The 26,093-nt window shown below is 69.7% G+C and carries 31 protein-coding genes; 9 read left to right on the top strand and 22 right to left on the bottom strand.

Annotation, left to right across the window (positions count from 1 at the left end):
* The first annotated feature begins 88 nt into the window (after nt 1-88).
* Nucleotides 89-631 carry a PAS domain-containing protein gene (locus AC3WRV_RS06090; protein WP_492312531.1) on the top strand — a complete coding sequence of 181 codons (543 nt, stop codon included), beginning with the start codon at nt 89-91 and terminating at the stop codon, nt 629-631.
* Here the strand turns inward: AC3WRV_RS06090 and AC3WRV_RS06085 are convergent, their stop codons facing one another.
* A complete protein-coding gene (locus AC3WRV_RS06085; RefSeq protein WP_492312530.1) occupies nt 632-1,165 on the bottom strand; it encodes a gamma carbonic anhydrase family protein in 534 nt (177 codons plus the stop codon).
* A 287-nt stretch (nt 1,166-1,452) separates the two neighbouring features.
* Here AC3WRV_RS06085 and AC3WRV_RS06080 point away from each other — a divergent pair, with 287 nt between their 5' ends.
* Complete coding sequence (locus AC3WRV_RS06080) at nt 1,453-2,244, top strand: PhoH family protein (RefSeq protein ID WP_291835247.1); 792 nt, start codon at nt 1,453-1,455, stop codon at nt 2,242-2,244.
* 18 nt (nt 2,245-2,262) lie between these two features.
* On the opposite strand, the gene AC3WRV_RS06075 is transcribed toward AC3WRV_RS06080, so the two are convergent.
* Nucleotides 2,263-3,525, bottom strand: coding sequence for a cation:proton antiporter domain-containing protein (locus AC3WRV_RS06075; RefSeq protein ID WP_291835204.1), 1,263 nt, complete (start codon nt 3,523-3,525; stop codon nt 2,263-2,265).
* Between the two features lie 175 nt (nt 3,526-3,700).
* Here AC3WRV_RS06075 and lspA point away from each other — a divergent pair, with 175 nt between their 5' ends.
* The gene (gene lspA / locus AC3WRV_RS06070) at nt 3,701-4,243 is read left to right on the top strand and encodes a signal peptidase II (RefSeq protein ID WP_492312529.1); all 543 of its coding nucleotides are present in this window, start codon (nt 3,701-3,703) and stop codon (nt 4,241-4,243) included.
* A gap of 60 nt (nt 4,244-4,303) precedes the next feature.
* On the top strand, nt 4,304-4,867 hold the full coding sequence (locus AC3WRV_RS06065; protein ID WP_291835209.1) for a DUF3035 domain-containing protein: 564 nt from the start codon (nt 4,304-4,306) through the stop codon (nt 4,865-4,867).
* Nucleotides 4,868-4,939: 72 nt separating this feature from the next.
* Here AC3WRV_RS06065 and AC3WRV_RS06060 read toward each other — a convergent pair whose 3' ends face one another.
* The 14 genes from AC3WRV_RS06060 to AC3WRV_RS05995 form a co-directional block, all read right to left on the bottom strand.
* Nucleotides 4,940-5,845, bottom strand: coding sequence for a DMT family transporter (locus AC3WRV_RS06060; RefSeq protein ID WP_492312528.1), 906 nt, complete (start codon nt 5,843-5,845; stop codon nt 4,940-4,942).
* A gap of 91 nt (nt 5,846-5,936) precedes the next feature.
* On the bottom strand, nt 5,937-6,413 hold the full coding sequence (ssb, locus tag AC3WRV_RS06055; RefSeq protein WP_291835215.1) for a single-stranded DNA-binding protein: 477 nt from the start codon (nt 6,411-6,413) through the stop codon (nt 5,937-5,939).
* 167 nt (nt 6,414-6,580) lie between these two features.
* On the bottom strand, nt 6,581-7,015 hold the full coding sequence (locus tag AC3WRV_RS06050) for a hypothetical protein (protein WP_291835219.1): 435 nt from the start codon (nt 7,013-7,015) through the stop codon (nt 6,581-6,583).
* Nucleotides 7,015-7,689 carry a hypothetical protein gene (locus tag AC3WRV_RS06045; protein WP_291835222.1) on the bottom strand — a complete coding sequence of 225 codons (675 nt, stop codon included), beginning with the start codon at nt 7,687-7,689 and terminating at the stop codon, nt 7,015-7,017. The genes AC3WRV_RS06050 and AC3WRV_RS06045 overlap by 1 nt, the downstream gene beginning before the upstream one ends.
* Before the next feature lie 73 nt (nt 7,690-7,762).
* A complete protein-coding gene (locus AC3WRV_RS06040; RefSeq protein WP_492312527.1) occupies nt 7,763-10,489 on the bottom strand; it encodes a transcriptional regulator in 2,727 nt (908 codons plus the stop codon).
* A 262-nt stretch (nt 10,490-10,751) separates the two neighbouring features.
* The gene (locus AC3WRV_RS06035) at nt 10,752-11,585 is read right to left on the bottom strand and encodes a flagellin (RefSeq protein ID WP_291835228.1); all 834 of its coding nucleotides are present in this window, start codon (nt 11,583-11,585) and stop codon (nt 10,752-10,754) included.
* A 129-nt stretch (nt 11,586-11,714) separates the two neighbouring features.
* Complete coding sequence (locus AC3WRV_RS06030; protein ID WP_492312526.1) at nt 11,715-11,999, bottom strand: hypothetical protein; 285 nt, start codon at nt 11,997-11,999, stop codon at nt 11,715-11,717.
* Nucleotides 12,000-12,096: 97 nt separating this feature from the next.
* Complete coding sequence (locus AC3WRV_RS06025) at nt 12,097-12,930, bottom strand: flagellin (RefSeq protein WP_291835234.1); 834 nt, start codon at nt 12,928-12,930, stop codon at nt 12,097-12,099.
* Nucleotides 12,931-13,276: 346 nt separating this feature from the next.
* On the bottom strand, nt 13,277-13,762 hold the full coding sequence (locus AC3WRV_RS06020; protein WP_492312525.1) for a hypothetical protein: 486 nt from the start codon (nt 13,760-13,762) through the stop codon (nt 13,277-13,279).
* A complete protein-coding gene (locus AC3WRV_RS06015; RefSeq protein WP_492312524.1) occupies nt 13,759-14,142 on the bottom strand; it encodes a M15 family metallopeptidase in 384 nt (127 codons plus the stop codon). Before AC3WRV_RS06015 ends, AC3WRV_RS06020 begins: the two co-directional genes overlap by 4 nt.
* Nucleotides 14,142-14,417, bottom strand: a complete 276-nt coding sequence (locus AC3WRV_RS06010; RefSeq protein WP_291835243.1) for a hypothetical protein — start codon at nt 14,415-14,417, stop codon at nt 14,142-14,144. The genes AC3WRV_RS06015 and AC3WRV_RS06010 overlap by 1 nt, the downstream gene beginning before the upstream one ends.
* Complete coding sequence (locus AC3WRV_RS06005; RefSeq protein ID WP_291835245.1) at nt 14,414-14,569, bottom strand: hypothetical protein; 156 nt, start codon at nt 14,567-14,569, stop codon at nt 14,414-14,416. The genes AC3WRV_RS06010 and AC3WRV_RS06005 overlap by 4 nt, the downstream gene beginning before the upstream one ends.
* An 8-nt stretch (nt 14,570-14,577) precedes the next feature.
* Nucleotides 14,578-16,056 carry a DUF2793 domain-containing protein gene (locus AC3WRV_RS06000; RefSeq protein WP_492312523.1) on the bottom strand — a complete coding sequence of 493 codons (1,479 nt, stop codon included), beginning with the start codon at nt 16,054-16,056 and terminating at the stop codon, nt 14,578-14,580.
* A 151-nt stretch (nt 16,057-16,207) separates the two neighbouring features.
* Nucleotides 16,208-16,687: a DUF4112 domain-containing protein gene (locus tag AC3WRV_RS05995; RefSeq protein WP_492312522.1), complete on the bottom strand. Its 480-nt coding sequence runs from the start codon at nt 16,685-16,687 to the stop codon at nt 16,208-16,210.
* Between the two features lie 31 nt (nt 16,688-16,718).
* Between AC3WRV_RS05995 and AC3WRV_RS05990 the strand changes: the two genes are divergently transcribed.
* The gene (locus AC3WRV_RS05990; protein WP_492312521.1) at nt 16,719-17,711 is read left to right on the top strand and encodes an endonuclease/exonuclease/phosphatase family protein; all 993 of its coding nucleotides are present in this window, start codon (nt 16,719-16,721) and stop codon (nt 17,709-17,711) included.
* On the opposite strand, the gene AC3WRV_RS05985 is transcribed toward AC3WRV_RS05990, so the two are convergent.
* The 6 genes from AC3WRV_RS05985 to AC3WRV_RS05960 are packed head-to-tail and all read right to left on the bottom strand — an operon-like array spanning nt 17,692 to nt 22,538.
* Nucleotides 17,692-18,909, bottom strand: coding sequence for a CCA tRNA nucleotidyltransferase (locus tag AC3WRV_RS05985; RefSeq protein ID WP_492312520.1), 1,218 nt, complete (start codon nt 18,907-18,909; stop codon nt 17,692-17,694). The two genes, AC3WRV_RS05990 and AC3WRV_RS05985, sit on opposite strands and share 20 nt — an antisense overlap.
* Nucleotides 18,906-19,568 (bottom strand): CoA pyrophosphatase, encoded by a 663-nt coding sequence (locus AC3WRV_RS05980; protein ID WP_492312519.1) that lies wholly within the window; start codon nt 19,566-19,568, stop codon nt 18,906-18,908. Before AC3WRV_RS05980 ends, AC3WRV_RS05985 begins: the two co-directional genes overlap by 4 nt.
* Entirely contained in the window at nt 19,565-20,128 is a 564-nt protein-coding gene (locus tag AC3WRV_RS05975) for a DUF1285 domain-containing protein (RefSeq protein ID WP_291839609.1), read from the bottom strand. The genes AC3WRV_RS05980 and AC3WRV_RS05975 overlap by 4 nt, the downstream gene beginning before the upstream one ends.
* Nucleotides 20,129-20,168: 40 nt before the next feature.
* The gene (locus AC3WRV_RS05970; RefSeq protein ID WP_492312518.1) at nt 20,169-20,642 is read right to left on the bottom strand and encodes a GNAT family N-acetyltransferase; all 474 of its coding nucleotides are present in this window, start codon (nt 20,640-20,642) and stop codon (nt 20,169-20,171) included.
* Nucleotides 20,643-20,676: 34 nt separating this feature from the next.
* Entirely contained in the window at nt 20,677-21,450 is a 774-nt protein-coding gene (locus AC3WRV_RS05965; protein ID WP_492312517.1) for an enoyl-CoA hydratase-related protein, read from the bottom strand.
* Entirely contained in the window at nt 21,447-22,538 is a 1,092-nt protein-coding gene (locus tag AC3WRV_RS05960; RefSeq protein ID WP_291839615.1) for an MBL fold metallo-hydrolase, read from the bottom strand. The genes AC3WRV_RS05965 and AC3WRV_RS05960 overlap by 4 nt, the downstream gene beginning before the upstream one ends.
* 136 nt (nt 22,539-22,674) lie before the next feature.
* On the opposite strand from AC3WRV_RS05960, the gene AC3WRV_RS05955 reads away from it, so the two are divergent.
* The 4 genes from AC3WRV_RS05955 (at nt 22,675) to AC3WRV_RS05940 (ending at nt 26,091) form a co-directional block, all read left to right on the top strand.
* Nucleotides 22,675-23,679, top strand: coding sequence for a hypothetical protein (locus AC3WRV_RS05955; protein ID WP_492312516.1), 1,005 nt, complete (start codon nt 22,675-22,677; stop codon nt 23,677-23,679).
* 109 nt (nt 23,680-23,788) lie between these two features.
* Nucleotides 23,789-24,586: an exodeoxyribonuclease III gene (gene xth, locus AC3WRV_RS05950; RefSeq protein ID WP_492312515.1), complete on the top strand. Its 798-nt coding sequence runs from the start codon at nt 23,789-23,791 to the stop codon at nt 24,584-24,586.
* Between the two features lie 11 nt (nt 24,587-24,597).
* Complete coding sequence (locus tag AC3WRV_RS05945) at nt 24,598-25,104, top strand: hypothetical protein (RefSeq protein ID WP_291838819.1); 507 nt, start codon at nt 24,598-24,600, stop codon at nt 25,102-25,104.
* 81 nt (nt 25,105-25,185) lie between these two features.
* Nucleotides 25,186-26,091, top strand: a complete 906-nt coding sequence (locus AC3WRV_RS05940; RefSeq protein ID WP_291838802.1) for a cobalamin biosynthesis protein CbiG — start codon at nt 25,186-25,188, stop codon at nt 26,089-26,091.
* Nucleotides 26,092-26,093 lie beyond the last annotated feature (2 nt).

Raw genomic sequence — 26,093 nt, 5'->3', positions numbered from 1 at the left:
TTCCAAACTGCATCAGACGCCAAAAGCCTTGCGTTTCCGTTGCCTTCGCGGCCCGCCCCTTGCGGCATTCCGTCCGGAGACGAATGTCGTGTTTCACCCTGATACGCAGCTGCTGATCGATCACTGGACCGGCCTGGCCCGCGCGGCGGACGTCCGCGGCGGGATCCCGGCGCGCGCCGGGTTGTATCCCGAGGCTCTCGGGCGCTGCCTGCCCCGCGCCTTCGTGGCCGACTGGCAGGACGGTCAGGCCATGCTGCGCCTCGCCGGGACGGCGCTGGAGCTGTTCTATCGCCGCCCGCTGGCGGGAGACTCGCTGGCCGCACTGTGGCGGCCCGCCTCGAACGACCTGATCGAGGCCGCCCTGGCCCAGTCCGTCCGTGAAGCCCGCCCCGTGGTCGTCGTCGGCCTCGCGCCCGGCGATCCCGCCGTTCCAGTCGAGATGGTGGTCGCCCCCCTGCGCGGCCCTACCGGGCGGCCGGACCAGCTGCTCGGCCTGTTCGCGCCCGCCGCCGCCCTGGCGCCGCTCGCCAAGGGAGCCGCCCTGCTGACCGCCCGCGTCGCGGTCGCCGCCGGAGAGCCCGGCCGTCCCCCGCTCAGCCTCGCCGCCGTTCAGGGCCGCCGCATCGCCTGATCAGGCGTCGACCTCGGTCAGGTCGCGCACATACCGCTTCCAGTTCTGGACATAGTGGGCGGCCGAAACCCTCAGCGCCTCGATCTGGCCGGGCTCCAGCTCGCGCACGACCTTGCCCGGCTGGCCCATGACCAGGGAATTGTCGGGAATCACCTTGCCCTCGGTGATCAGGGCGTTGGCGCCGATCAGGCAGTTCTTCCCGATCTTGGCCCGGCCCAGCACCACCGCGCCGATGCCGATCAGGGTGTTGTCGCCGATCTCGCAGCTGTGGAGCATGACCATATGCCCGACGGTCACCCCGTCGCCGATGGTCAGGGGCTCGCCGGGATCGGAATGCAGCACGCTGCCGTCCTGGATATTGGTGTCCCGGCCGATGGTGATGGGATCGTTGTCGCCGCGCACGACCGCGCCGAACCAGACACTGGCGCCGGGTTTGAGAATCACATCTCCTGTCACCACGGCATTTGGCGCAACCCAGTATTCGCCCTCAGGCGGAAGCTGCGGTTTCTTGTCCGCCAACGCATAGATCGTCATCGAAACATCACCTCATCTTTGGCTTAATCAGCGCTTTAAGCCTTCGTAAACCACGCTAGCATCAATCTGTTGATGCGATTCGAGACCGACATTTCGGCCCCGGATCCGTAACCGGATCAAGCCCGGTCCGGTCAAGCAGGGGGAACGCGCGTGGTGCGTTCGGTTCGGCGGCTCCGTCCGCTGGAAGTTGATCCTTCCTCCGACCCGGGCGGATGCGTCGCATCCTCTTCTCTCCTCCCCACGATCGTTCGAGGCGATGCTTTTGCGGCATCGCCTTTTTTCATGCCCTGGAGGCGTCCATGACCAAACGTGCGGCCCTGAAGCGTCAGACCCGTGAAGCATCCCGTGAGTTCGGGGTGCTCGATACGAGCCAGTTCATCCAGGACTCCAAGGTGCGGCGCTTGCCGACCCATGCAGGCTGGTCGCCCAATCCGTCGAATGACGAGCGGGACCAGGCCTATCTGAAGACGCTGAAACCCAAGTCGGACGGCCAGGCCGAGCTGATGACGATGATCGATCATCACAACCTGGTCCTGGCGCTCGGCCCCGCAGGTACGGGCAAGACCTATCTGGCCGTGGCCAAGGCGGTCGAGGCGCTGGAAGCGGGCAAGGTCGGACGCATCGTCCTGAGCCGCCCCGCCGTCGAAGCCGGCGAATCGATCGGCTTCCTGCCCGGCGACATGGAGGACAAGCTGGCCCCCTATCTGCGTCCGCTCTACGACGCCCTGTCGGATCGGCTCTCGATGAAGCGGGTCAAGGCGTTGATGGCCGAGGGCCTGATCGAGATCGCCCCCATCGGCTACATGCGCGGCCGCACGCTGAACAACGCCTTCATCGTCGTCGATGAGGCCCAGAACTGCACCTACGTCCAGCTGAAGATGCTGCTGACCCGCCTGGGCTGGCATTCGACCATGGTGGTCACCGGCGACCCGCAGCAGTCCGACCTGCTGCCGGGCATCTCCGGCCTGTCGGACATCGCTGAACGCCTGATGCCCGTGCCGGATATCGCCGTGGTGCGCCTGGCCGAACAGGACATCGTCCGTCACCCGCTGGTCGCCTCGATGATCGGCGTCCTCTAGGCGGCTAAAGCTTTCCGATCAGATCAGGTCGCGAACCGGAACGCTCTCCACCTTGGGGGGCGTTTTTGGTTTGGCCCCAATGCGATCGATGAAGGCGAAGACGAACGGGTTCAGCGAGATCGACAACAGGGCGGCGGCCAGGATCAGGTCGTGCGTTTCCTGCCGCATCCCGCCCAGTTGGACGCTGAGCGCCGCCAGGATGAACGAGAACTCGCCGATCTGGGCCAGGGCCGCGGCGACGGTCAGGCTGGTCGCCTTGTCCAGCTTGAACACGGTCGTGATGGCCAGCGCCGCGATCGACTTGCCGACGATGACGATGGCCAACAGGCCCAGCACGGCCAGCGGACGGTCGATCAGGATATGCCAGTCGAACAGCATCCCCACCGAGACGAAGAACAGCACGGCGAAGGCGTCGCGCAGCGGCAGGGAGCGCTCGGCGGCGTTATGGCCCAGCGGCGAACTGTTCAGCACCAGCCCGGCCAGGAAGGCGCCCAGGGCGAAGGAGTGGAACAGGGCGTAGGCCACCCAGGCGATGCCCAGGGCGATCGCCAGAACGCCCAGGGTGAACAGCTCGCGCGACTTGGTATGGGCGATCCGCACCAGCACCCAGGGCAGCACCTTGGCGCCCACGACCAGCATGACCGCGGTGAACCCCGCGACCTTGAACAGCGTCCAGCCGATCGACCCGGCCAGCTCGCCGCCGTTCAGCGTGCTGCCCGGCTGGATCACCAGCAGCGGCAGGATGACAAGGGCGATGACGATCACCAGATCCTCGACGATCAGCCAGCCCATGGCGATGCGGCCGACGTCGCCCTTGACCTGTTTGCGCTCTTCCAGCGCCCGCAACAGCACCACGGTCGAGGCGACGGACAGGGCGAACCCCATCAGGATGGCCTCGAGATCGCTCATGCCCATCAGCCGGCCGAGGCCCCAGCCCAGCGCCGTCGCCGCCGTGATCTGCACCAGGGCGCCCGGGATGGCGATCTTGCGGACCTTCATCAGGTCGGCCAGCGAGAAATGCAGCCCGACCCCGAACATCAGCAGGATCACCCCGATCTCGGCCAGCTGGGGCGCCAGTTCGGTGTCCGCGACGAAGCCGCCGGTGTGCGGTCCGACCACGATGCCGGCGACCAGATAGCCCACCAATGGAGACAGCTTCAGCCGGTTGGCCAGCATCCCGAACAGGAAGGCCAGCACGAAGCCGCCGACCAGGGTAAGGATCAGGCTGTCGGCGTGGCTGGCCACGTGCGCGGCTTGCTCGGCCACATCGGCATGCGTCATCGGCGCTCCTTCGAGTGCGTGGGGAAATCCTTGCGGGTTGAAGCGTCACATCTGGGGCCTGAAGCCCCGCTGGACAAGGAAAAACCGGGTTCCGCGACGCTGTGCCGCCAGAAAAACCCTTCGCGCGCGAGGCGCGGGCTGCTAACCCGAACCGCTCAATCTTTCAGCGAACCGAATGAAAATCCCCCGTATCGCCTACGCCGCCTACGGCTTCGCCCTTGTTGTGATCGTCCTCGATCAACTGACCAAGGCCTGGGTCCTGTCAGGCCTGAACATGCTCAACGCCAGCGGCGCGATGCTGGATCGCGAGCTGTGGGGCTATCGCTCGATCGAGGTGCTGGGCTCGTTCTTCAAGATCACCTTCGTGGCCAATGACGGCGTCAGCTTCGGCCTGTTCGGCGGCGGCGCGGGTCGCTGGTTCCTGAGCGTCTTCTCGATCGGGGTCGCCGGCCTGCTGGGCTGGTGGGCGCTGAAGGCCGACCGCCGCCTGCTGATCACCGCCATCGGCCTGGTCATCGGCGGGGCCGTCGGCAACGTCATCGACCGCATCCGTTTCGGCTTCGTGGTCGACTTCGCCGACTTCTCGGGCACCGGCGTCTTCCCGTGGGTGTTCAACGTCGCCGACAGCGCCATCACCATCGGCGTGATTCTGCTGATCCTCGACAGCCTGCTCTCCGAACGCGCGGCCAAGGTTGGCCTCGCCGCCGAAAAGTCGTAATCAGCCGCTTCCACTAGGGTTTACGCGTGCGCCTGTCGGCGCGCTGCACCGGGATTGATCATGCGTCTTCGCACTACCGCCGTTCTGACCCTCGCCGTGTCCGCGCTCGCGCTGGGCGCGTGCAGCAACCTCCAGCAGAGCATCGGCCTGTCCAAGGTGACGCCCGACGAGTTCCTGACGGTTTCGACCGCCCCGCTGACCGTGCCGCCGGAATACGGCCTGCGTCCGCCGGCGCCGGGCCAACCGCGCCCGCAGGAGCTGGCCCCGGAATCGGCCGCCCGTCAGATTCTTCTCGGCCAGCGCCAGTCCGTCACCCGTTCGCCGGGCGAGCAGATTCTGGTGGCCCAGGCCGGCGGCGACCGCGCCGACCCGCTGGCGCGCTATGTGATCGACGACGAGTTCGGCGATCTGGCCCACAAGGAAGAGAGCTGGGCCAACCGCATCATGTTCTGGCGCCGCGACGACGCCTCGACCCAGGCCGCGACCACGACCCAGACGTCGGAAGGCGCCCTGACCATCGACGCCGCCAGCGAATACGCCCGCATGCAGGCGCTGACCGGCGGCCGCGGCGGCATCACCATCACGCCGCGCCGCGACTCGGGCTTCAAGCTCCCCGGCCTCTAGGACCGGATCCAGCGTTAGAGAATCAGGCCCGGACGCCCAGCGTCCGGGCCTTTTTCATTTCAGCTTTTGGGTTCATGCCTTGGCGGCGCCGGCGCGCAGGCCCCGCTCGGCCAGGGCCACCACAGCCACGCCGCCCAGGGTCATGGCCGCGCCGGTCAGGATCTGCGGGGTCAGAACGTCGTCCAGCAGGGACCAGCCGATCAGTATCGAGACCACCGGCGTGGCCAGCAGATAGGGCGTCACCCGACCCGCCTCGCGTTTCTGCACCAGCCAGAAGACCAGGGTCGTCGCCAGCACCGAAGAGACCAGCCCGGCCCAGATCAGGCAGGCCCAGATCAGGCCGTCCGCGTTCTGGATCGCTTCCCACTGCCCCCGCTCGAACATCGCCGAACCGAACGCCAGCGTCGGCAGGGCGACCAGCGACAGCAGGCCCTGCATCTTCAAGGGCGGGATCGAGGTGGTGCGGCGGGCGATGACCGTCGTGATGGCCCAGGCGCTGGCGGCGGCGACGCCGACGGTGATTCCCTTCCAGTCCTCGATGGCGTGGGCGTCCAGCGTCATCCAGGCGACGCCGAGGAAGGCCACGCCCATTCCGATCAGGGCGAATCGCGACAGGCGCTCGCCCAGCAGCAGGAAGGCGAACAGGGCAGTGAACGGCACCCACAGCTGGGTCGCGACGGACACCGGACTGACGTCATGCGCCAGCCAGAAGGCGAGATAGACGAGGCCGTAGTGCAGCGGCCCGCCGATGCAGACGATCAGCAGCAGGCTCTTCCAGTTCGGGAAGGGCGGGCGAACGAAGGGAATCAGGCAGGCCGCCGCGATGGCGAATCGCAGGGCGCCGGTCATCAGGGGAGGCAGGACCTCGGTCGCCACCTTGGCGGCGGCGTTGTTCACGCCCCAGATGACGACGATCGCGACGATGGCGCCGATCTCGATGAGGCTGAGCGGGCTGTGAGGCTTGTCCGGGGTGATCACCGCACCGGGTTAGCCCGTGAACGTGCCGGGTGCGAGACCCGCACCCGACACTTCACATTTCGGAATGTGGCCGTGGAGGCCGAACCGGTCCCTAGAACGGAATGTCGTCGTTCAGGTCGTAGCTTTCCTTGGGACCCGAGGGCTTGTTGGCGCCGCCGGTCGAGAAGCCCGAGGAATAGTCGTCATCGCCGCGCGACTGACCGCCGCCGGCGCCGTCCGAACGGCCGCCCAGCATGGTCAGTTCGCCGCGGAACTTCTGCAGCACGATCTCGGTGGTGTACTTCTCGACGCCGCCCTGCTCGTATTTGCGGGTCGTGAGAGAGCCCTCGACGTAAACGGTCGAGCCCTTCTTCAAATAGTTCTCGGCGACCTTCACGATGTTCTCGTTGAAGATGACCACCCGGTGCCACTCGGTCTTTTCCTTGCGCTCGCCGGTGGCCTTGTCGCGCCACGTCTCCGAGGTCGCCAGGGACAGGTTGGCGACGCGTTCGCCCGAGTTGAGGGTGCGGATCTCCGGGTCCTTGCCCAGGTTGCCGACCAGAATGACCTTGTTGACGCTGCCCGCCATCATCGAGCTCCTTTAGCTAGCTGGCCCACCGCGCTTTTCGCGCTGATTCAGGCCGTTCTCACGTGGCCTAGCGCGCTTTCGCGCCGCCGGGGCCGATTTGTCGTCGCAATCCACAGAAGCGCGACTTGTTCCACCTTTGTTCCACGCTGTCCAGCGCGAAGCGGACCCTACCGCGGCGGCGCGGCGACCGGCGCCGGCGGTCCGCGGGGGGCGTCCACCTCCTGCTGGATCGCGCCCGGAATGGCCAGGCGGCCGTCTCCGGTCCGGGCCAGCGCCATGAAGCGCGAGCCCTCCAGCGTCTTGCCGAAGGAGACGCCGGCGCGGTCGATGAAGATAAACTGGCCCTGGTAGGAACCGATGACCTCGCGGCGGCTGCCGCCCAGGCTGAGGAAGCGCAGCCGCATCTCTTCAAGACGGGCGGCGCAGAATTCGATCTGCGGCTGGTCGCGCGCGACGACGTTGAACGTCGGCGCCTCGCCTTCCTTGCCCAGCTCGACCGCGTAGCAGACGCCCGGATCGAACGGGGCCTTGGTGGTGTTCTGGCAGGCGCCCAGCGCCAGGAGGCCGACGCCCGCGGCGAGAACGATGGAGGTGCGCTTCATCAATGGAGATCCGGGAACTGGCAGCGGCGGTCCTGATCCGCCAGCAGGCGGAAGCGGTTGTTGTCGGGCGATTGTTCCACGCGGCGCGGGACCAGGCGCAGGGTCGTCTCGCCCCAGCGGCCGTACAGGGCCTCGCCCGGGCGCACGCAGGTGCCGGCGTACAGCGCGACGACGCACTGGTTCAGGCTCATGCCCGACGACACCGTCCGCCAGTCCGATCCCGTGTAGCGCAGGCAGGCGCCGCCGGCCGCCGCCGGCTGCGGCGCGGGTTGAGCGGGCTGGGTCGATTCGATCGGCGTGGCGTCAGGCTGGGTCTCGGTCAGTTCGACCGGGGGCGCCGACGGCGGCGGGGTCAGGGAGGCGGTCGGGGCGGCGACCAGATTGCCGGTCGCATCGACACCGACATCCAGAGCATCCGTGGCCAGGCCGTTGCGGCGCGCGCAATCGGTCAGGGTGGCCATGCCGACGAACTGGCCGTCGACGTAGCAGCGCAGCTCACGCGTGGAATCCAGACCCGGCGCATCCGCCACGGAGACGGTCAGCCCGCCTTGCGCGGCAGGCGGCGGCGCGGCGGGCTCGTCACGTCCGCCCGTCATCAACAGGCCGACGATGACGGCGATCACGACGGCGACTGCGGCGCCGATCGCGATGAGGATACGGTTGTCCTTGGGCATGAAAGGCTCGCGCGGATGGAGCCCCCAATAACCCCGCCGGAGCAGGGCCCGTCAACGCTTTACGTTGACGGCGTCAGCCGCCGCCCAGACGCGCAAGCGCCGCCTGGTAGTTGGCCAGCTGGGCGGTCAGGTAGGCCGGGGCCTGGCCGGTGACCGCGGGCTTGGCCGATTCCGGGGACAGCGCGCGATAGGCGTCGCGGATCGCCTTCATCGCCGCCTGCACCTTCTCCCCGGCCGTCTTGACCGCGGCGGCGTCCGTGAGGGTCAGGTTGGTCGGCAGGCCCAGGCCGAAGGTCTTGGTGACGTCGTCGCCGACCGTCTTGCCGATATAGCCCTGCGACAGCCCCAGCCCCGCCAGCGCGTCGCGGCCGGTCTCGCCCGAGGTCAGCACGGCGCCCTTCACCCCGTCGCGTGCGACGATGGACAGGCGCTGCAGACCGGTGCGCAGGGCGGTGGCCAGATCGCCCGGCTCGGCGCCCTTGGCCGTCTCGGACACCACGGTGACCTTCAGCTTCATGTTCGAGGCCTGTTCGATCTTGCGGCCCAGGCTCTGCAGGGTGTCCCGGGCTTCGATGGTGACCGCCACGGGCCGGCCGCCGTCGGCGGGCGACACATAGAACCGGTCGCCGGCCCGCAGGGAGGTGGCGTTGGTCAGGGTCTTGGACTGGCTCTGGTCGATCTCACCCTGCGGCAGACCCAGCCGGTCCAGCACGCTGGCGCCGCCGGCGGCGACCGCCAGCGTCAGGGGCTTGGCCTGCGCCCCGTCCCCTTCCCAGTCCCGCCGCCATTCGACCGCGCCGGTCATCGGGTCGATGCGGGTCAGATAGGCCTTGGTCGGATCGGTGGCCTTGGCGTCCTCGGGCCGGTTGGCGATGCCGGTCAGCCAGACCTTGCCGCCCTGGATCTTCATGTCCGCGGCGCTGTCGTCGCCCGCGCCGCCGACATAGGTCAGGCGGTCGTCGGTCGAGGCGGCCAGGCTGTCGTCGATCACGGCCACGAAGGCGTCCTTGCCGCCGTGGTGGGCCGTGGTGATCGTGCCGACGCCCAGCGACGCGTTACGGGTCGTGCCGCTGATGATCACCTTGCCGTTCTCGACGGCCAGGCCGCTGATCTCGCCGCTGGCGTCGCCCAGATCGCGCGTGGCGGCCAGGGTCGGCTTGCCGTCCGCCGCGAGGGTGAACTGGCGCACCACGATGCGGCCGTCCTCGACGCCCGCCGAATAGAGATTGTTCCCGTCCACCATGATGGCGTCGACGCCGTCGGTTCCGGCCGTGCCGAACTGCGAGACCCCCGCCGCCTTGGAGACGACGGGCGCATACTTGTGTTCCTGGGTCTCGCTGAACGCCTGGACGTAGCCGTCCCAGCCGCCCACGCCGACCGTGCCCGTCATGGCCGACTGGGCGCGCCCGCCCACATAGACCGTGCCGTTGGGACCGAAGCTGACCGAGGTCGCCTCATCGGCGGCGCGGGCTCCGCGGCGCTGGGTCCAGACCTCCTGCCCTTCCGCATCGAAGACGGTCACGAAGCTGTCGGCGACGGTGGCCACATCGCCCGCCTTGCCCGCGTCCAGCGCGCCGGTGACCGAACCGGCCACGGCCACCCGGCCATTGGCGTCGACGGCGATGGCGTAGCCGCTGGCGGTCGAGGCCGCGCCGATGGCCTGGGTCATGACCACGCGGCCGGCGGAATCGAGCTTGATCAGCGCGACGTCCCTCTGGCCCTTGATCGGCTGGTTGTCCGGGCCCGCCTTGAGGTCCGCCACCATCCACACCGAACCATCCGGTCCCGTGGTGCTGGCGCGGACCGTCTCGACGCCCTCCGGCAGGCCGGTCTGGGAAGCGCGTCCGTCGACCCACTGGGTCTCGCCGACGCCGGCGACGGGCGGGGGCGCGGCGCCGCCGGTGTCGCTCTGGAATTTGAGCATCTGCAGGCCGCCGGCCGTGCCGGAGCCCTGCACCACATAGACGGCGTCCGCGGCCGTGGTCGGGGTGAAGCTGACCTTTTCGGTCGTCACGCCGCGCACCACCAAGGCGAACTGGTCGGGACCGGCCGGCAGGGTGACGGTCTTGCCGCCGACGGTCATGGTCTTGGGTTCAGGCTTGACCAGTTCGCGGCCGAGCCGTGTCTCCAGCCCGGCATCCCCAAGCTTGGCGTTAATGTGGTCCAGCACATTGGTCAGCGTCCGGGGCTTGGTCCCCATGTCCGCAAGGTCGATGGCCACCGACTTGGTGGTGTTGTCGCCCTTCTTGACCGTGATGTTGAACTGCACCTCGCCGGCGAAGGCCGGGGCCAGCGCGTCGGGCGAGCCCTCGTGAATCGGCCCCGTGACCGAGATCGCGCCGTCCCGCGCCACGGCGGCGGTGGTCTTGCTGGTCGAGGACGAGGTGCCCTGCACCAGACGGATGGCGTCCAGATCCGCGCCCGGCAGCCATTTGCCGACCTCGGCCATGCCCGCCGCGAACCGCTTGTTCAGCTGGGTCATCTCCAGGGCGGTCACGCCCTTGGTCCCCGCGCGGGTGATCAGGGCGTTCATGGTCTCGAGGCCCTGATACAGGGCGAACAGCTTCTTGTAGTCGGTCGAGGCGCCCTTGATATCGAGCTGGGCCGCGCCCTCGTTGATAAAGTCCCGGCCGCCCAGGGCGGCGCGCAACAGCGCGCTCTGCTCCGGCGCCTTGACCGAGGTCGACCACGGCGGCGTCGGCTGGGCCTTGGACTTGGCGAGCGCATTCAGGGTCGAGTACGACGTCGAGGGCGACGCCGTTCCACCGTAGAGACCCAGAAGATAGCTGTTGTTGATCACAGAGCGCTCCTCGCGCGCAGTCTGACGCCTGAGCTGTAACGAGGGCTTAACGGCCGGGTTCGGAGCGACTTCCGCCGCGACTCAGGGAACAATGGTCGACAGCACCCGTTTATCGCGTGCCGGATACGGAGGAGTGCCTGATGAGTGCCTTCGTCAACGCCCTGAAATCATTGCTTTCCTTGTACGGCTTCGGGCCGCGCGGCGCGAACCGCCGACGACCCGAACCCGTTTCCATCGGCCGCTCCGGGAGCCGCCGGCTGGCTTAGCCTTGGAAGAGCGACAGGATGATCTGCGGCGCCTGGTTGGCGATCGACAGCGATTGCGCGCCCAGCTGCTGCTGGACCTGCAGGGCCTGAAGCCGGGCGCTTTCCTTGGCCAGGTCGGCGTCGACCAGGTTGCCGATGCCCGATTCCAGCGTGTCGACCAGCTTGGACACGAAGGTGTTGTGCGCCTGGATCTGCTTGGCCTGGGCGCCGATCTCGCCGAGGGCGGCGTTCAGCTGGGTGATCGAATCGTCCAGCTTGGTCAGCGCCGTGGCCGCGCCGGTCAGGGTCATCAGGCTGTCGCTCAGCGACAGCTCGATGATCGAACCGCCCAGCGACAGGTTCTTGGACGCCAGGGTCACGAAGGCCGAGGCGTCGGCGTTGGCCAGGAATTTGATGCCGGTGGTCAGCGAGCCGTTCAGGATGTTGCCGCCGTCGAAGGCCGCGTTGTCCACCGCCGACTTGATCGCCTTCATCAGGGCCTGGAAGTCGGCGTTCAGCAGCTGGCGCGACTGGGTCTTCAGCGAGGTATCCTTCGCCGCGGTGACCTTTTCCTTGAGCTGGTTCAGCAGGTCCGAGATCGATTCGCCGGCGGACAGGGCCACGTCCGCGATCGAGGTCGCGCGGTCCAGGCTCTGCTTCACCGCGCCGAGCGCGCCGACATCCGCGCGCTGGGTCTGGGCGATGGCCCAGATCGCGGCGTTGTCCTTGGCGCCCTGGACCTTCAGGCCCGTGGAGACGCGACTCTGCACGTCCGCCAGGCGGCTGTTCGTCGTGGTCAGGTTCTGCAGCGCGATCTGCGCGGCGACATTGGTATGGACGCTATTCGTCATCCGACTCGGCCCTTCGAGGTTTGGCCAAGGCTAGAGGACGAACCGTGCACACATGGTTAACAGCGATTCACCACGCGTCTTAACCGCGCGGATCGCTCCTGCGCGGCGTTTCGTGGGGTCTCGAATGCGTCAGGCCCGGGTGTCGATCACCGCGCCGGCGCTGTAGCCGGTGTCCTGCATCAGGCCGACGACCTGTTCGCGGGGCAGCTGCTTGACGACCTCGCCGGTGACCCGGTCCATCGTCTTGTAGATGAAGGATCCGGACCGGGGCCCTTCCTCGATCACCAGACGGTAGCGAGCGGCCTGTTCGGCATCCTGCTGCGCCCTGGAGTCATGGAAATCGCCGCCAGTGGCGACGGGGACGGTCGGAATTTCGTAAGCGGCTACGGCGCCAATCTTCGCATTGTTTTGCATGTCTCCTGCCGACCGTTGTTAAAACGGCGGTTCCCTTCAAGGGGACTGGAGAGCGGTTGGGCGGGGCCCTAGGACCCCGCCCTTCCGGTCAGGTTCCTTAGCGGAACAGTCCCAGCAGCGTGGAGGTCGAGGAGTTGGCGATCGACAGAGCCTGCACACCCAGCTGTTGCTTGGTTTGCAGCGCTTGCAGTCGGGCGCTTTCCTTGGCCAGGTCGGCGTCGACCAGGTTGCCGACACCGGCTTCGATGGTGTCTTGCAGCTTGCCGACGAAGTTCAGGTGCGTGCCGAACGACTTCGAACCCGTGCCCAGACGGGCGAGCGAGGCCGAGACCTTGTCGATCGAGGCGTTGACGGCGGCCAGAGCCGTGCCGGCCAGGGTGGAGGTGCCGATGGTCATCGTCGCGGTGACGGTGACGTTGGCGCCGCCCAGCGACAGGTTTTCACCCGCCACCTTGATGGTCGTACCCGAAGTGTTGGCCAGGGCCTTGTAACCACCCGTGCCGGTCGAGTTGTCCAGCAGGTTGACGCCGTTGAACTTGGCGTTCGAAACCACGGTCGCGATCTGGTCGCGAATGGCCTTGAAGTCTTCGTTCAGAGCAGCGCGAGCCGAAGTGGTCAGGCTCTTGTCGGTGGCCGAGAGGGCCTTTTCCTTCAGTTGGCCGAGCAGGTCAGAGACCGACTCACCAGCCGAAAGCGCCACGTCCACGGCCGACTGACCGCGGTTCAGGCTGTCCTTGACAGCGCCCAGGGCGCTGACTTCGGCACGTTGCGAGGTGGCGATGGCGAAGATGGCGCCGTTGTCCTTGGCGGACGAGACGACCTTGCCGGTGTTGATACGGCTTTGAACCGTTTGCAGTTCGCTGTTCGTGATCGACAGGTTCTGCAGGGCGACCATTGCGCCCACGTTCGTGTTAACGCTGTTCAGCGCCATGACGAGTATCCTTGTTTCAAGGTGTCCGACGCCATTTTGGCGGCCGGGAGCATTTTGCTCAGGGGACACCGCAGCAAGGGCGGGGCCAGTCGCTTTTCCGCCATGCCAGACGAGCGACCATTGTTTTTGCTGCGTTAGTTCCTGTTAAGCACGTACCGACCCCGGTAATTTCTGCCGGGTCCCGGCAAGATCTGCCGGGCAAGGCCTGCAGAAACTGCCGCAAGCCTACGATCCGCCCTTCCGCCAGCGGTCCTGCAGGGCGCGTTCGGCCCGCAGGGTCTCGACCGCCGCCTGCCGGGCGGCGTCGCACTCCGCCAGGGCCTGGCCGCGCGCCATATAGGACGCCTCAAGATCCGCCAGGGTCGGGGCGGCCGGCAGTCGGTCCAGCCGGCACGGCGTCAACGCCGCCTGGGGCAGGACCAGCCGGGGCGGCGACGCAGACGGCGGGCGCGAGGCGGCACAGCTCGCGGTCATGACCGCGCAGGCGATCGACGCGATCAGGGGCCAGCGGGAGATCGGAGTCATGGGCGTTCCTCGCCTTGGCCTCGGCGGCGGCGGTGACCCGCGCCAGATCGACCGATTGTTGATGTTGCTGTTCGAGACGACGGGTCTGGGCCGCCGCGCCTTCGACCTCCAGCCCGCGAGCCTGAGCCTCGGCGGTCGCCGCCTCGGCCTGCCGTTCGGCGCGGTCCAGGCGCCGGGCGCCGAGACCGAACGGGTCCCAGTGCAGGCCCAGGCCGCGCCCGGCGACGACCAGGACGACGATCAGGATGATCGCGGCCAGCCCGACGCCGGCCGGGGCCAGAAGACGCAGGAGGGGTCGCGGGCTCACGGAAAGACCTTCCGGTCGAGCTCGAAATGCGGGCCGTCGCGCAGGGTCGTCCAGTCGCCGCCCCAGACGATGGCCGTTCCCTGCCGGGCGGCGGCGGCCTTGAAGGCCGCGGCGATGCGGGGATACAGCGGCCAGTCCCATCGCACCTGCCCGTCGATCAGGGCGGCGACATCGACCGCGTGGCCGGTCAGGTGACGCGAGTTCTTCGTCCGGCTCGCCCCGGCGCGCACCAGGGCGGCCTGGCGATCGGGCGTGCGCAGTCCCTCGGTGACCATGAAGTCCACCGGCGTCAGGGTGATCGCCTCCTGGATCACGGCGACCAGGCGAGGATGCACGCCCGCCATGCGGGTCAGGGAGCGGGTGGAGAGGCGGAAGGCCATCAGCGTCCCTCCCCGCCCGGTCCGGGCCGCAGAAGGCGCAGGCTGACGATCAGCTGCTGCGCGCTGGGCGCGACCAGATAGAGCACCATGGTCAGGGCCAGCAGGCTCATCAGCCCCTCGACCAGCCGCGGCGCCGCCGCGGCGGGGACCAAGGGGATCAGCCGGTCCAGCAACAGCCAGGCGACGCCGCTCGTGGCGAACACATAGAGGCGGCGCCACAGCCACCGCCCCTCGGCCAGCGGCGAGACCTCTTCAGGGATCGCAGGATCGGTCATCGGTCGTCCTCCATCTCATCAAGGCGCCATCCGTGGCGCCGCCAGCCCACGTCCGCCGACGCAAGCAATTCATCCTTCGTCAGCCGCAGCGGGACTTCCCGGGCGTCGGGGTCCAGGGTCTCGGCCTCGTCGGGAGTCCAGTCGGCGTGCATGGCGGACCTCATCCCTGGGCGATCAGCCAGACGACGCCGGGCGCGCCGGAGCCTCCGACGCCGCCTGCGGTCACGCCCGCGCCCCCGCCTCCGCCGCCGCCGCCCACGGCCCCTCCGGCCCCGCCGGCATGACCGGCGCCCGACGCGACGGCTCCACCGCCGCCGCCGCCGCCACCGGCCCAATGCAGGTCCGCGAGCGGCGCGGCGGTCCCGACCGCACCGGTCGAGCCCGCCCCCGCCGCCCCGCCGGGCGCCCGGACCACCACCGCGCCGCCGTCGCCGCCCGGACCGCCGGACCGGACGTTTCCGCCCGCATCGAGCCCGCCGCCCGCTCCGCCCCCGCCCGCGCCGTCCGGCCGGTCGAAGGCTCCACCCGCAGCTCCTGCGGCCGAGACGCTCGACGCCCCTCCGCCGTTGGCGTTGAGCGCACCGGCGCCGCCAATGCCCGCCGCTCCGCTTGCGCCGCCGCCCAGTCCGCCGGCCCCGCCGCCGCCGGCCGAGATCAGCGCGGTCCCGTTCAGATGCACAGCGGAGGCGCCGCCCGAGGCTCCCGCCGCGGCCACGCCGCCGGCGCCGCCCGAGCCGACCGTCACCGTCAAGGCCGACGTCAGTTGGTTCGCCGCCCAGACGGCCAGAACGGCGCCCCCGGCCCCGCCGCCTCCACCGCCATATCGGGCGCCCGAGGCGCCGAAGGCCCCGGCTCCGCCACCGCCGCCCCCGCCGACGACGACGACCTCGACGCTTCGCGCCCAGGCGGGCGGAGTCCACGATCCGCCGGTAGTGAAGACCGTGGTCTCCCGGCGCCCAGCCCCCTGGCTGAAGGACACTCGCCCCGTCGCGCGGTCGACGCTCAGCGCCGTGCGCCAGGCGGCGCCGTCCGGGCTGACCTTCAGCGTCAGGTCGTCATCGCCTATGAGCCCCAGCTCGGCCCGGCCGCCGTAGCCCGACTGGAACAGCAGGGAGAGGACGTCCGCCGGCGCCGCCTTGTTGAGCGTCATCCTCAGATCGCCGTCGCCGCCCTCGGCGGCTTCCCGCGCGGTCCACAGCGCCTTATTCAGCTTGGCGGCGAAGGGATTGGCGGCGTCCGCCAGCGTCCCCACGCCCAGACGGTCCAGCGGCCCGACCTCGCCCAGCCGCGCGCCGAGCGGGCTCCAGCCGCCGCCCTCGCGCACCACGAAGGCGGCCTCGTCGGCCACCCAGGCCAGCAGGCCGTCGGTCGCCTCGACGCCGATCCAGCCGCCCATCTCGGCCCGAACCAGATCACCGGCGGTGAAGGCGCTCCACGCCGGACCGCCGGCCCCGGCCGGCAGGATATGAAGCAGGCCATCCTCCGGCGCCGCCGGCTGGACCGCCGTCGTGCGGCTGGCGACCGTGGTCTGGACCAGGGCGTCCAGCCGGGTCAGGGCCTCGTTGAGGGTCACATGCTTCTGCATCTGCCCGGCCGCCAGATAGGGCAGGCCCAGGCGCGCAGACTGGTCGTCGCTCATGGAAGGAAGTCTCCGAAACATCGTCGGAGATCAGTGTGCGGGCGCGGCGTCCTCAGGCGGGCTCATGACGCTGACGAGGGCACGTTCTTCTATCAGTTCAGAGGGTTAGGCGTCACCGATCCGATGGTTCAACATTAACTCCCGCGTCTTCTCAGTCGTGGAGGTAGACGATGCGGCGCAGGTTCGGGTCGCTCTTCACCTTGGCGACATGGCGGTCATGTTCGCCGGACGCACGGGCCTCACGCTCATTGGCCTCGACCCAGTGGGTGGTCTGGATGTCCTTCTGCAGCGCCTTGGCCGCCATCAGGTGCCCCGGGAACAGCACGTCGACGACGTTCGGCACGAAGTCGAGGAAGGGCACCTCGCCCACCGCCGTGGTCACGCTGTCGAGGCCCAGGTAGCCGGCCATCCGCACGAGCGTTCCGGGCGCCGCCCTGGCCCGCACGGCCTGAATCATCAGCCAGCCGGCGGCGCCGATCGTATAGGCGCTGCCCACCAGCGGGACCCAGGTCAGCAGGCCGTCCATGCCCACCCCGAACGGCCCGATGCCGATCACCCGATCCGAGAGCTTTTTGACGCCCTCGACATTGGTCCAGATTTTCTCGATATCGCCGATGGTCCGTCTGGGCATTCCATCCTCCGAAGCGAGACCGTAACGCGCCATGGAGACCGGCGTTCATCATAAAGCGCAAGGGCGTTCTTCGGCCTGGACCGTGGTCCGGCGGTGGGGCGGCGCCCTGTGCGCGCTCGGTTTCGTCGGGGTGCTGATCGTCTCGGCGGCCATCCGCTTCGGCGTGGGCCATCGCTGGGTGGACATCCTCGCCCAGTTCACCGCGCCGGGGCTGTTCGCGGTGATCGTCGCGACCCTGTTCCTGGCGATCCTGCGCCTGAAAGCGGCGGCATGGGCCGGCGTGGCGGCGAGCCTGGCCTTGCTGGCCTGTGTCGCGCCGCAGTGGCTTCCCCCGGCGGGCAAGCCCCAAGCCGGCGCGCCCGTGGTCCGGCTGTACTCGGCCAACGTCTATTATCTGAACGACGACGTCGCCGCGATGCGCCGGTCCATCGAGGCGGCGAACCCGGACATCATCATCCTGATCGAACTGGGACGCGGGCCGATCGGCCGTCTGGACGAACTGCTGGCGGACTATCCCTATCGCGCCGCCTCGATGCGGCCGGACGAGACCCGCGGGCCGTCACGCTCGATCATCGCCTCGCGCTGGCCGTTGCGGCAGGTCGAGAACCGGCCGGACGGGCTGCATTCGGTCACAGCCGTGGCGCAGACCCCGCTTGGCGCGCTGAACGTCGTCGGCGTCCACCTGACCCGTCCTTGGCCGTTCCAGCCGCAGTGGGGCCAGATCAGCCAGACCATGGCGCTGGGCGACATCCGCCGAACCCTCGCGGGTCCGGTGATCATCGCGGGGGACTTCAACAGCGTCTCCAACGCCCGCATCGGGCGGCAGATGAAGCAGGACCTGGGTCTCGCCCCGGCCGGCGGCTTCCCCGGCACCTGGCCCAGCCAGCTGCCCTCGCCCCTGAACGTCACCATCGATCAGGTTTGGCGCTCGCCCGACCTGGCCTTCGTCAGCCGCAAGCTGGGACGGCCCAATGGATCGGACCACCGCCCGGTCGTGACCGAGTTCACCCGCGCCGCGGATTGACCAGCGCCGCCAGCCGTTCGGCGTGGCCCTCGCCCGGGAAGTCGGCGGCGATCCAGCTGTCCTCGAAGGCCTTGAGCAGGCGACCGGTCTCGGGACCCGGTTCAAGCCCCAGGCGCGCCACCTCCTTGCCGCCGACCGGCAGACGTGGCCGAACCCAGCCGTTCGCGACGCCCAGCAGACGCATGGCCGCCTCGCCCCGCCCCGGCGCGGCGGCGTGAAGGCGCATCAGGGCGTCGGCGACGGCGCGGCCGCCCTGGCGATAGACCGCCGCCCGCGCCTGGGCGTCGCTCATGTCCAGAGACACGACCGGCGCCGCCAGCGCCGAACCGACCAGCCGGTCCCGCGCCGCGTTCGGGAAACGCAGCCGCTCCGACGCCCGCCGCATGGCCTCGGCGTCCACGGGGAACAGGGTCATCAGCCGGACCACGGGATCGTCGCTCAGGTCCACGACGGCGTCGAACAGCGTCAGGGGCCCCGCCTCGGGCAGCACCTGCGCCAGCACGCCGGTCTTCTCCATGGCCGCCATGGCCGGTCGCGGATCCGTCGCCGCCAGCAGCTTCATCAGCTCCTTGGACACTCGCTCGGCGGACAGGCGGGTCATGCCCGGCGCCAAGTCGCGACAGGCGTCCAGCCCGGCGGCGTCCGGCTCGCCCCGCCCATACCAGGCGAAGAAGCGGAAGAAGCGCAGGATGCGCAGATAGTCCTCGCGGATGCGGGTCCCGGGATCACCGACGAAGACGATCCGGCCCGCCGCCGCGTCGGCGACGCCCTGGCCGGTCGGATCGAACACCCGGCCTTCGCCGTCCGCATAGAGGGCGTTCAGCCGGAAGTCGCGGCGCGCGGCGTCCTCGGCCCAGTCGTCGGTGAAGGCCACGGTGGCGTTTCGTCCATCGGTCGAGACGTCCCGGCGCAGGGTGGTGATCTCGAACGGCTGCCGCTCGGCCACCGCCGTCACCGTGCCGTGGGCGATGCCGGTGGGCACGGCCTTCAGGCCGGCGGCGCGGATCGCACGCTCGGTCTCCTCCGGCTTCAGGGTGGTGGCGATGTCGATGTCGTCGATCTCGCGGCCCATCAGGGCGTTGCGCACGCAGCCGCCGACGAAGCGGGCGCAGCCGGGGCCGCCCGCCGCCTCCAGCGCCGCCAGGACCGAACGGGTCGCGGACGCCGTCAGCCAGGCCTGTCCGGTCAGCACGGTCACGCCGCATCCTCCCCGGCGGCGGCGACCGGTTCGGCCTCGTCGCCGTACAGCCGGGCGCACAGGCCGCGCACGATCCCCGCCGTCGCGCCCCAGATGTAGCGCTCCTCATAGGGCATGGCCCAGAACCAGCGGCGCGGCTGACCCTCCAGCTCATACGAATCGCGACGGTGATTGGCCGGATCCATCAGGAAGTCCCACGGCGCCTCGAACACCTCGGCCACCTCGTCTGGCGAGGCGGTCACGGACGGCGGCTCGGCCAGCCAGCCGATCACCGGCGTGACCAGGAAGCCGGTCACGGTCTCATAGGCGTCGCCGACGCCCAGCACCTCGACCACGCCGGGGTCGAGCGCGACCTCCTCGAAGGCCTCGCGCAGCGCGGCCTCGACGGCCGTCTCGCCGGGATCCAGGCGGCCGCCGGGGAAGGCGATCTGACCCGTGTGGCTGGCCAGAGTGTCGGAGCGGCGGGTGAGCAGCACCGTCGCGCCTTCCGGCCGGGCGATGACGGGCACCAGAACCGCGGCCGGACGGAGGGCCTTCCCCGTCGATCGCGCATCGGGATTCAGGTCGTAGTCCGACCGTGAGGCGGCGTCGTCCACCGACCAGCCGTCGGGATGGATCAGGTGCTCGATCAGCCGGGTCCGCAGCGTCGCCAGGCTCATTCGACGCCGGCCCCGACCGGTCCCAGGGCGAAGGCCGCACCGCCGGAACGGACGGTCAGCCGTCCGTCCTCGACCGAGGCCGCCTCGACCAGTTCATAGAAGACCGGGCGGGCGATGCGCGCCCACAAGTCGGCGCGGACCCGCACGCGGGGCGCAGGCTCTCCGGTCGTCGGATCGGTCTCGACCACGATGGGCGCGTCCGGCCCGGCCGTCGTCTGGTCGCCGACATCGGTGGTGAAGACCAGCGCCTCGCCCCGGCGCTCGACCGAGACGGCGCGGAACGGCAGGTCCTCGACGGCGATGGCCAGCTTCTCGCCCGGCGTGACCAGCACATAGCCGTCGGCGTCCTTGCGCAGGATGGTCGAGAACAGCCGCACCAGTTCGGCCCGGCCGATGGGCGAGCCCTCGTGCAGCCAGACGCCGTCGCGGCGGATGACGATGTCGATGTCGCCGCAATGGGCCGGATGCCACAGGTGGACCGGCGGCAGGCCGCGGCCCGGAGCCTGCTTCGCCGCCTCGGCCATGGCGGCCAGTCCTGTTGTCTTGTCAGCGTCGGCCATGGAGCAGACTTAGGCGGTCCGCCCCGGCGTGCAAACCCGCTCAGGCGGGACGGACGATTCCCGAGGGCTCGCCCACGCCCAGCCACAGCACGCGGCGCGGGTCCACCGGTCCCTGCAGGCGGACGTCCGGCGCATGGCGGAAGCCGAACCGGCCGAAATAGGGGGCGTCGCCGACCAGCAGGACGCCGGTCCGGCCTGCATGGTCGATGCAGGCCTGCACCAGATCCGCGCCCAGCCCGCCCTTGCGGCTGTCCGCCGAGACGGTGATGGGGCCCAGGAACAGGGCCGGACGGTCGCCGACCAGGATGGTCCACAGCCGCACCGCGCCGATCACCCGGCCATCCTCCCGCGCCACGAAGCCGGCGGCGACGCCCGCCTGCTCGCGGATGCGCTCGGCGGTCTTTGCGTAACGGCCCGGGCCGAACGCGGCCATGACCAGGGCCTCCACCGACGCGGCGTCGGCGGGCGTTTCGGCGTCGATGCGCACGGTGGTCTGCAGGGCGGCGTCGGTCATGAGCGCGCGCACCTAAGGCGCGCGCTCCGGGGAATCAACCGACTTTCGAGAAATCGGGCGCGCGCTTCTGGGTGAAGGCCATGAAGGCCTCCATCGCCTCGGGGCTCTTCATCTGGCTGCCGAAGGCCTCGCCCTCGCGCTGCATCAGCGCCCACAGGCGTTCCGCGTCGCGCATCAGCTGCTTGGTCTTGCGGATGGAGTTGGGCGCCCGGGCGGCCAGTTTGGCGGCCAGTTCGGCGGCCGTGGCCTCGACCTGACCGGCGGCGACGGCGCGGTTGGCCAGGCCCCAGGCCACGGCGGTCCTGCCGTCGATCGGCTCACCCAGGGCGAAGATCTCGAACGCCCGCTGGTGGCCCAGCACCGCCGGCAGCAGCATGGAGGACGCCGCCTCCGGCGCCAGGGCCAGGTTGATGAAGGGCGCGGACAGCAGCGCGTCCTCGGCCACCACCACCATGTCGCAGTGAAGCAGCAGGGTCAGGCCGATGCCGACGGCCCGGCCGCGCACCGCCGCCACCGCAGGCTTGTCCAGGTCGGCGAGGGATTTGAGGAAGCGGAACACCGACATGTCGAAGGGCTTGTCGGTCTGCGAGCCGATGGCGATGAAGTCGCCGATATCGTTGCCCGCCGAGAAGCTGTCGCCCTCGCCCCGGAACAGCAGCACCCGCACCGCGTCGTCGGTGCGCGCGCGCTCGGTCGCCTCCGCCAGGGCGGCGTACATGGCCTGGGTGATGGCGTTCTTCTTGTCGGCGCGGGCCAGGGTGACGGTCAGCACGCCGTTCGCCAGCTCGGTCTTGATGTGGTCGGTCATGCCGCTTCCTCCCCTTGTGTCGTTGAGCGCCACCAGTCGACGCCGTCCGCATCGCGTTCGCGAACGGCCAGACCTCTCAGCAGCATGTAATTCAAGTGGGCGATGCTCTCGCCGGTGGCCATGCCGCGCACGCCGTCGCCTACCGGGCGGGCGAACAGGGCCGGGAACACGTCCACCGCCCGTTTCGGCTCCCTCAGCGACCGGTCGAGGCGTTTCAGCGCCACGTGATGACCGCGGATCAGGGCGTCCAGCCGGGCGTGGGCGCCGCGGAAGACCTCTCCGTGCGACGGCAGGATCAGGATATCGTCCGGAAAGACCGTCTTCATCCGCTCCAGCGAGGCCAGCCAGTCGCCCAGAGGATCGGCGTCGGCCTCGGTCGGCCAGACGGAGACGTTGGACGAGATGCGCGGCAGGATCTGGTCGCCGCCCAGCACGACGCCGTCGTCCTCGCGCCACAGGCAGGCGTGTTCGGGGCTGTGGCCCTCGCCGACGACGATGCGCCAGTCCCGGCCGCCGATGCTCAGCCGGTCGCCCTCGCGAATCCGCTGATAGCCGGCGGGCAGCGGCGAGACGGCCATGCCGAAGCGCCCGAACTCACGGCGGTAGCGCTCGATCTGCGCCTCGTCCCAGCCCGAGGCGCGATAGAAGTCCGCTCCGCTTTCCGGCGCCGGCGTGCCGGTGTCGGCCAGCAGCATCCGGGCCATCACATATTCCAGGCGGGTCATGACCAGCGGCGCGTTGAACCGCTCGCACAGCCAGCCGGCCAGGCCGATGTGGTCGGGATGCATATGGGTGCAGATCACCCGGGTGACCGGGTCTCCGCCCATCGGGCCGGCCAGCAGGAGCTCCCATTCGGCCTTGGTCGCGTCGAGCGCCAGGCCGCAGTCGATGACCGCCCAGCCGTCGCCGTCGCGCACCGCATAGACGTTGATGTGATCCAGCTGCATCGGCATGGCGACGCGCATCCACAGCACGTCCGGCGCGACGATGACCGCCTCGCCCGAGGCCGGAGGTCCGGCGAACGGATAGGTCAGGCCCCGCTCGGCGGGCCTCGCCTCGGTCTCCGCCGGGATCACGCCGTCCGCCAAGTCCGTCTCCAATCGCAACGCAGGATGGATAGACCGAACCGCCGCCTCTCGTCCAGCATCACCGGTCAGAGCCTTGACCCGGCTCCAACCGCTCGCCAAGGGTGTCGATCGAAGATTTACCTTCCGGAGTGACCCCGTGTTCAACAGAAAGATCATCGGCCTGGCGGGCGCCTTTGCGGTGCTGATGGGCGTGGCCCAGCCGGCGTTCGCCCAAACCGCGCCCACCGGCGGCCCGATCACGGAAACGGATCGCGCCAGCGGCACGATCAACGGCACGCGCGTCCAGCCGGGCCGTCTCGGCGACCGTTCCCCGCCTCCCGCCGCCGCTTCGCCGCGCCAGCGTCGCCAGGACCGTTCGCGCCCGGCTCCCGCCGCGCCGCCGACGCCGGAGCAGGTCCGCGCCGCCGCCCAGGCCCAGCTGACCGCCGCCAGCGTGACCTGCGAGCTGGTCGAGGCCACCAATCCCGGCGTAATCGGCGAGTCCCAGGTCTATGAAACCGCCTGCGCCGGCGGCGAAGGCTACATCCTGATCGCCTCGACCCCGCCGCAGGCCTTCGGCTGCATCGAGCTGGCCGGCACCGCCGCCATCGCCCGTGCGCGCGATCCGAACGCCGACGTCGGCCAGCAGTGCGCCCTGCCCGCCAACCAGAACGGCGTCGCCGTCATCGGCGGCTGGGCCCGCGCCGCCGGCGCGACCTGCACGGTCGACGAGGCCCTGGCCATCGGCAAGAGCGACGGCAACAACATGGTCTACGAAGTCGGCTGCGCCGGCGCCGACGGCTACTGGCTGGAAAAGACCGCCACCGGCTGGGATCTGAAGGATTGCCTGCAGATCGCGTCCATGAACGGTTCGTGCCGCTTCACCACGGCCCAGGAACAGGCCCAGAGCTTCCAGCCCAAGCTGGCCGGCACCGACGCCTCGGATTGCAGCGTCACCCAGGTCCGCATGATGGGCGAGAACGCCAACGGCCGCTTCTACGAAGCCAAATGCGCCGCTGAGGGCCAGGGCTATATCGCCCGCGTCAACAACGAAGGCGTGACCCAGCAGGTCTACCCCTGCGCCACCGCCCAGCGCATCGGCGGGGGTTGCACCCTGACCCCGGCTCCGGCCGCCGCCCCGGCGACCGGCGGCCGCCCCTGAGGCGTCCTTACGGCCGAACGATTAGCGCCCCGGAGGAAACTCCGGGGCGTTTTTCGTTGCGGCGATCAGCGCTTCACAGAGCCCCCCGACGCGCCTTAGCTTGCACCCCATGCGCATCGCCACCTGGAACGTGAATTCGGTCAACGCCCGCCTGCCCACCGTGCTGGCGTGGCTGGAAGCGGCCCAGCCTGACGTCGTCGGCTTCCAGGAAATCAAATGCGTGGATGAGAAATTCCCGCGCGAGGCGTTCGAAAGCCTCGGCTACAACGTCGAGGTCCACGGGCAGAAGACCTATAACGGCGTCGCCCTGCTCTCGAAATTCCCGATGTCCGAGGTCCGTCGCGGCCTGCCCGGCGAGGACCAGTCCGGGGTCGAGGACGAGGGTGTCCACTCCCGCTACATCGAGGCCCTGATCGAATGCCCGCGTCCGGTGCGGGTCGGCTGTCTCTACCTGCCCAACGGCAATCCGGTGGAGAGCCCCAAGTTCGCCTACAAGCTGGGCTGGATGGAGCGGCTGGAGGCCCACGCCCGGACCCTGCTGGCGCAGGAAGAGGCCTTCACCCTGTGCGGCGACTACAACGTCATCCCGACGCCTGAGGACGCCAAGAATCCCTCCGCCTGGGTCAACGACGCGCTGTTCCAGCCCGAGAGCCGCGCCGCCTTCCGCGCCCTGCGCTACCTCGGCCTGAGCGATGCCGGCGAGCTGGGCAAGCAGCCGCCGGGAACCTACACCTTCTGGGACTATCAGGCCGGCGCCTGGCAGCGCGACCACGGCATCCGCATCGACTTCCACCTGCTGTCGCCGCAGGCGGCGGACCGGTTCCTGGGCGTCGAGACCCACCGGGACGCCCGCGACATGGACAAGCCGTCCGACCACGTCCCCGTGGTTGTCGAGCTGGAGGACTGACCTTGAGCGAGGTGTTCCGGGTGGTCCTGCTGGTGGCGCTGGCCGCGGCGGCGCTGACCACCGGGGCGCTGCTGCTGGTCTGGTGGATGGAGCCCGTGCGCCGGATGCGCCGGGCGCTGCTGAAATCGCTGGGCGCGGTTCCCGAGGCCGAGGCCCTGTCGCCCGCCGAGGGCCGCGCCGCCGGGCTGGACTTCGACGGGGCGCAGGTCGCCGTACTGTGGAACCGAGGCGCGGCGGGACTGGTCTACGCCTTTGAGGAGATCGAGGGCGGCGAGATCATTGTCGACGGCCATGTGGTCGCCCGGGTGCGCCGGGGCGAGGCGCGCAAGTCGCTGGACATCCTGGCCCCCGACGCCGAGCAGGTGGTGCTGCGGCTGATGTTCGCGGACGCCCGCCACCCCGAGTTCGAGCTGGCCCTGTGGGATGCTACCCTGCCCGTCCAGACCAGCTCGCCCGGCGAAGCGCTGCGGCTGGGCCGCCGCTGGCTGTCGCATCTGGAAGCCCTGCTGAAGGGTTGAGCGACTGCGGGGTTCCTCCCCCGACGCGAGAGCGCTAGAAGCGCCCCCAACCTGTCTTGAGTAAGCCTGAAGGAGGCCGTCTTGGCCCGCCTGTTCGACGCCGTGATCATTGCCGACTGGACCGCCGCCGAGGGCAAGAAGCTGGGCGATCAGTCGGTGTGGATCGGCGTGGCCAAGCGCGACGTGCGCTTCCGCCTCTACACCGAGACCCACAACACCGCGACGCGCGCCGAGGGCGAGGCCCTGCTGAACAAGCTGGTCTCGGAACACCGCAAGCGCGGCGACCGCGTGCTGGTCGGTTTCGACTTCAACTTCGGCTATCCGGCGGGCACGGCGGCGCGGCTGAAGCTGGACGGGACCCCGTGGTCGGCGATGTGGAAATTCATCGCGGCCAACATCGTCGACAAGGCGGACAACTCCAACAACCGCTACCAGGTCGCGGCCAAGATCAACCGGCTGATGACGGACGAGGCCTGGCCGATGTGGGGCGCGCCCGCCAAGCAGGCGCAGCGCTGGCTGACCACCACCAAACCGCCCGCGGGCGCCGGCGCCGACATCCCCGAGTTCCGCGCCACTGAGGACGCGGTCCGCAAGGGCAAGCTGCAGCCCAAGTCGGTCTGGCAGATGCACGGCGCGGGCGCCGTCGGCGGCCAGACGCTGGTGGGCATCCCGATGGTGCGCCGCCTGCTGGAGAGCCTGGGTCCGTCGGGCGCCGTCTGGCCGTTCGGCACCGGCTGGCGCGCGCTGGACACGGCGGACGTCGAGCCCCTGTCGGCCGTGGTCGTCGAGGTCTGGCCGTCCATGTTCGACGCCAAGCCGGAAGCGGGCGAGTTCAAGGACCAGGCCCAGGTGCGCACCACCGCCGAGGCGCTGGCGAAGATGGATGAGGCCGGCGACCTGGCGAAGGCCTTCGCCCCGCCCAAGGGCGCGGACGAGGCCCTGATCGCGCGGGTCGAGCAGGAAGAAGGCTGGATCCTGGGGGCCTAGGC

The organism is Brevundimonas sp. EU05-FHT14B11 (assembly GCF_058790835.1).
Note: the sequence above shows the minus strand (reverse complement) of the source record. Positions and strands in the feature narration are given on the sequence as shown.

Excerpts from the sequence above, each read along its gene's own strand:
- AC3WRV_RS06085 (WP_492312530.1), bottom strand. The coding sequence starts at position 1,165 with ATGACGATCTATGCGTTGGCGGACAAGAAACCGCAGCTTCCGCCTGAG.
- AC3WRV_RS06075 (WP_291835204.1), bottom strand. The coding sequence starts at position 3,525 with ATGACGCATGCCGATGTGGCCGAGCAAGCCGCGCACGTGGCCAGCCAC.
- lspA (WP_492312529.1), top strand. The coding sequence starts at position 3,701 with ATGAAAATCCCCCGTATCGCCTACGCCGCCTACGGCTTCGCCCTTGTT.
- AC3WRV_RS06065 (WP_291835209.1), top strand. The coding sequence starts at position 4,304 with ATGCGTCTTCGCACTACCGCCGTTCTGACCCTCGCCGTGTCCGCGCTC.
- ssb (WP_291835215.1), bottom strand. The coding sequence starts at position 6,413 with ATGGCGGGCAGCGTCAACAAGGTCATTCTGGTCGGCAACCTGGGCAAG.
- AC3WRV_RS06050 (WP_291835219.1), bottom strand. The coding sequence starts at position 7,015 with ATGAAGCGCACCTCCATCGTTCTCGCCGCGGGCGTCGGCCTCCTGGCG.
- AC3WRV_RS06045 (WP_291835222.1), bottom strand. The coding sequence starts at position 7,689 with ATGCCCAAGGACAACCGTATCCTCATCGCGATCGGCGCCGCAGTCGCC.
- AC3WRV_RS06035 (WP_291835228.1), bottom strand. The coding sequence starts at position 11,585 with ATGACGAATAGCGTCCATACCAATGTCGCCGCGCAGATCGCGCTGCAG.
- AC3WRV_RS06030 (WP_492312526.1), bottom strand. The coding sequence starts at position 11,999 with ATGCAAAACAATGCGAAGATTGGCGCCGTAGCCGCTTACGAAATTCCG.
- AC3WRV_RS06025 (WP_291835234.1), bottom strand. The coding sequence starts at position 12,930 with ATGGCGCTGAACAGCGTTAACACGAACGTGGGCGCAATGGTCGCCCTG.
- AC3WRV_RS06015 (WP_492312524.1), bottom strand. The coding sequence starts at position 14,142 with ATGGCCTTCCGCCTCTCCACCCGCTCCCTGACCCGCATGGCGGGCGTG.
- AC3WRV_RS06010 (WP_291835243.1), bottom strand. The coding sequence starts at position 14,417 with ATGACCGATCCTGCGATCCCTGAAGAGGTCTCGCCGCTGGCCGAGGGG.
- AC3WRV_RS06005 (WP_291835245.1), bottom strand. The coding sequence starts at position 14,569 with ATGCACGCCGACTGGACTCCCGACGAGGCCGAGACCCTGGACCCCGAC.
- AC3WRV_RS06000 (WP_492312523.1), bottom strand. The coding sequence starts at position 16,056 with ATGAGCGACGACCAGTCTGCGCGCCTGGGCCTGCCCTATCTGGCGGCC.
- AC3WRV_RS05995 (WP_492312522.1), bottom strand. The coding sequence starts at position 16,687 with ATGCCCAGACGGACCATCGGCGATATCGAGAAAATCTGGACCAATGTC.
- AC3WRV_RS05990 (WP_492312521.1), top strand. The coding sequence starts at position 16,719 with ATGGAGACCGGCGTTCATCATAAAGCGCAAGGGCGTTCTTCGGCCTGG.
- AC3WRV_RS05980 (WP_492312519.1), bottom strand. The coding sequence starts at position 19,568 with ATGAGCCTGGCGACGCTGCGGACCCGGCTGATCGAGCACCTGATCCAT.
- AC3WRV_RS05975 (WP_291839609.1), bottom strand. The coding sequence starts at position 20,128 with ATGGCCGACGCTGACAAGACAACAGGACTGGCCGCCATGGCCGAGGCG.
- AC3WRV_RS05970 (WP_492312518.1), bottom strand. The coding sequence starts at position 20,642 with ATGACCGACGCCGCCCTGCAGACCACCGTGCGCATCGACGCCGAAACG.
- AC3WRV_RS05965 (WP_492312517.1), bottom strand. The coding sequence starts at position 21,450 with ATGACCGACCACATCAAGACCGAGCTGGCGAACGGCGTGCTGACCGTC.
- xth (WP_492312515.1), top strand. The coding sequence starts at position 23,789 with ATGCGCATCGCCACCTGGAACGTGAATTCGGTCAACGCCCGCCTGCCC.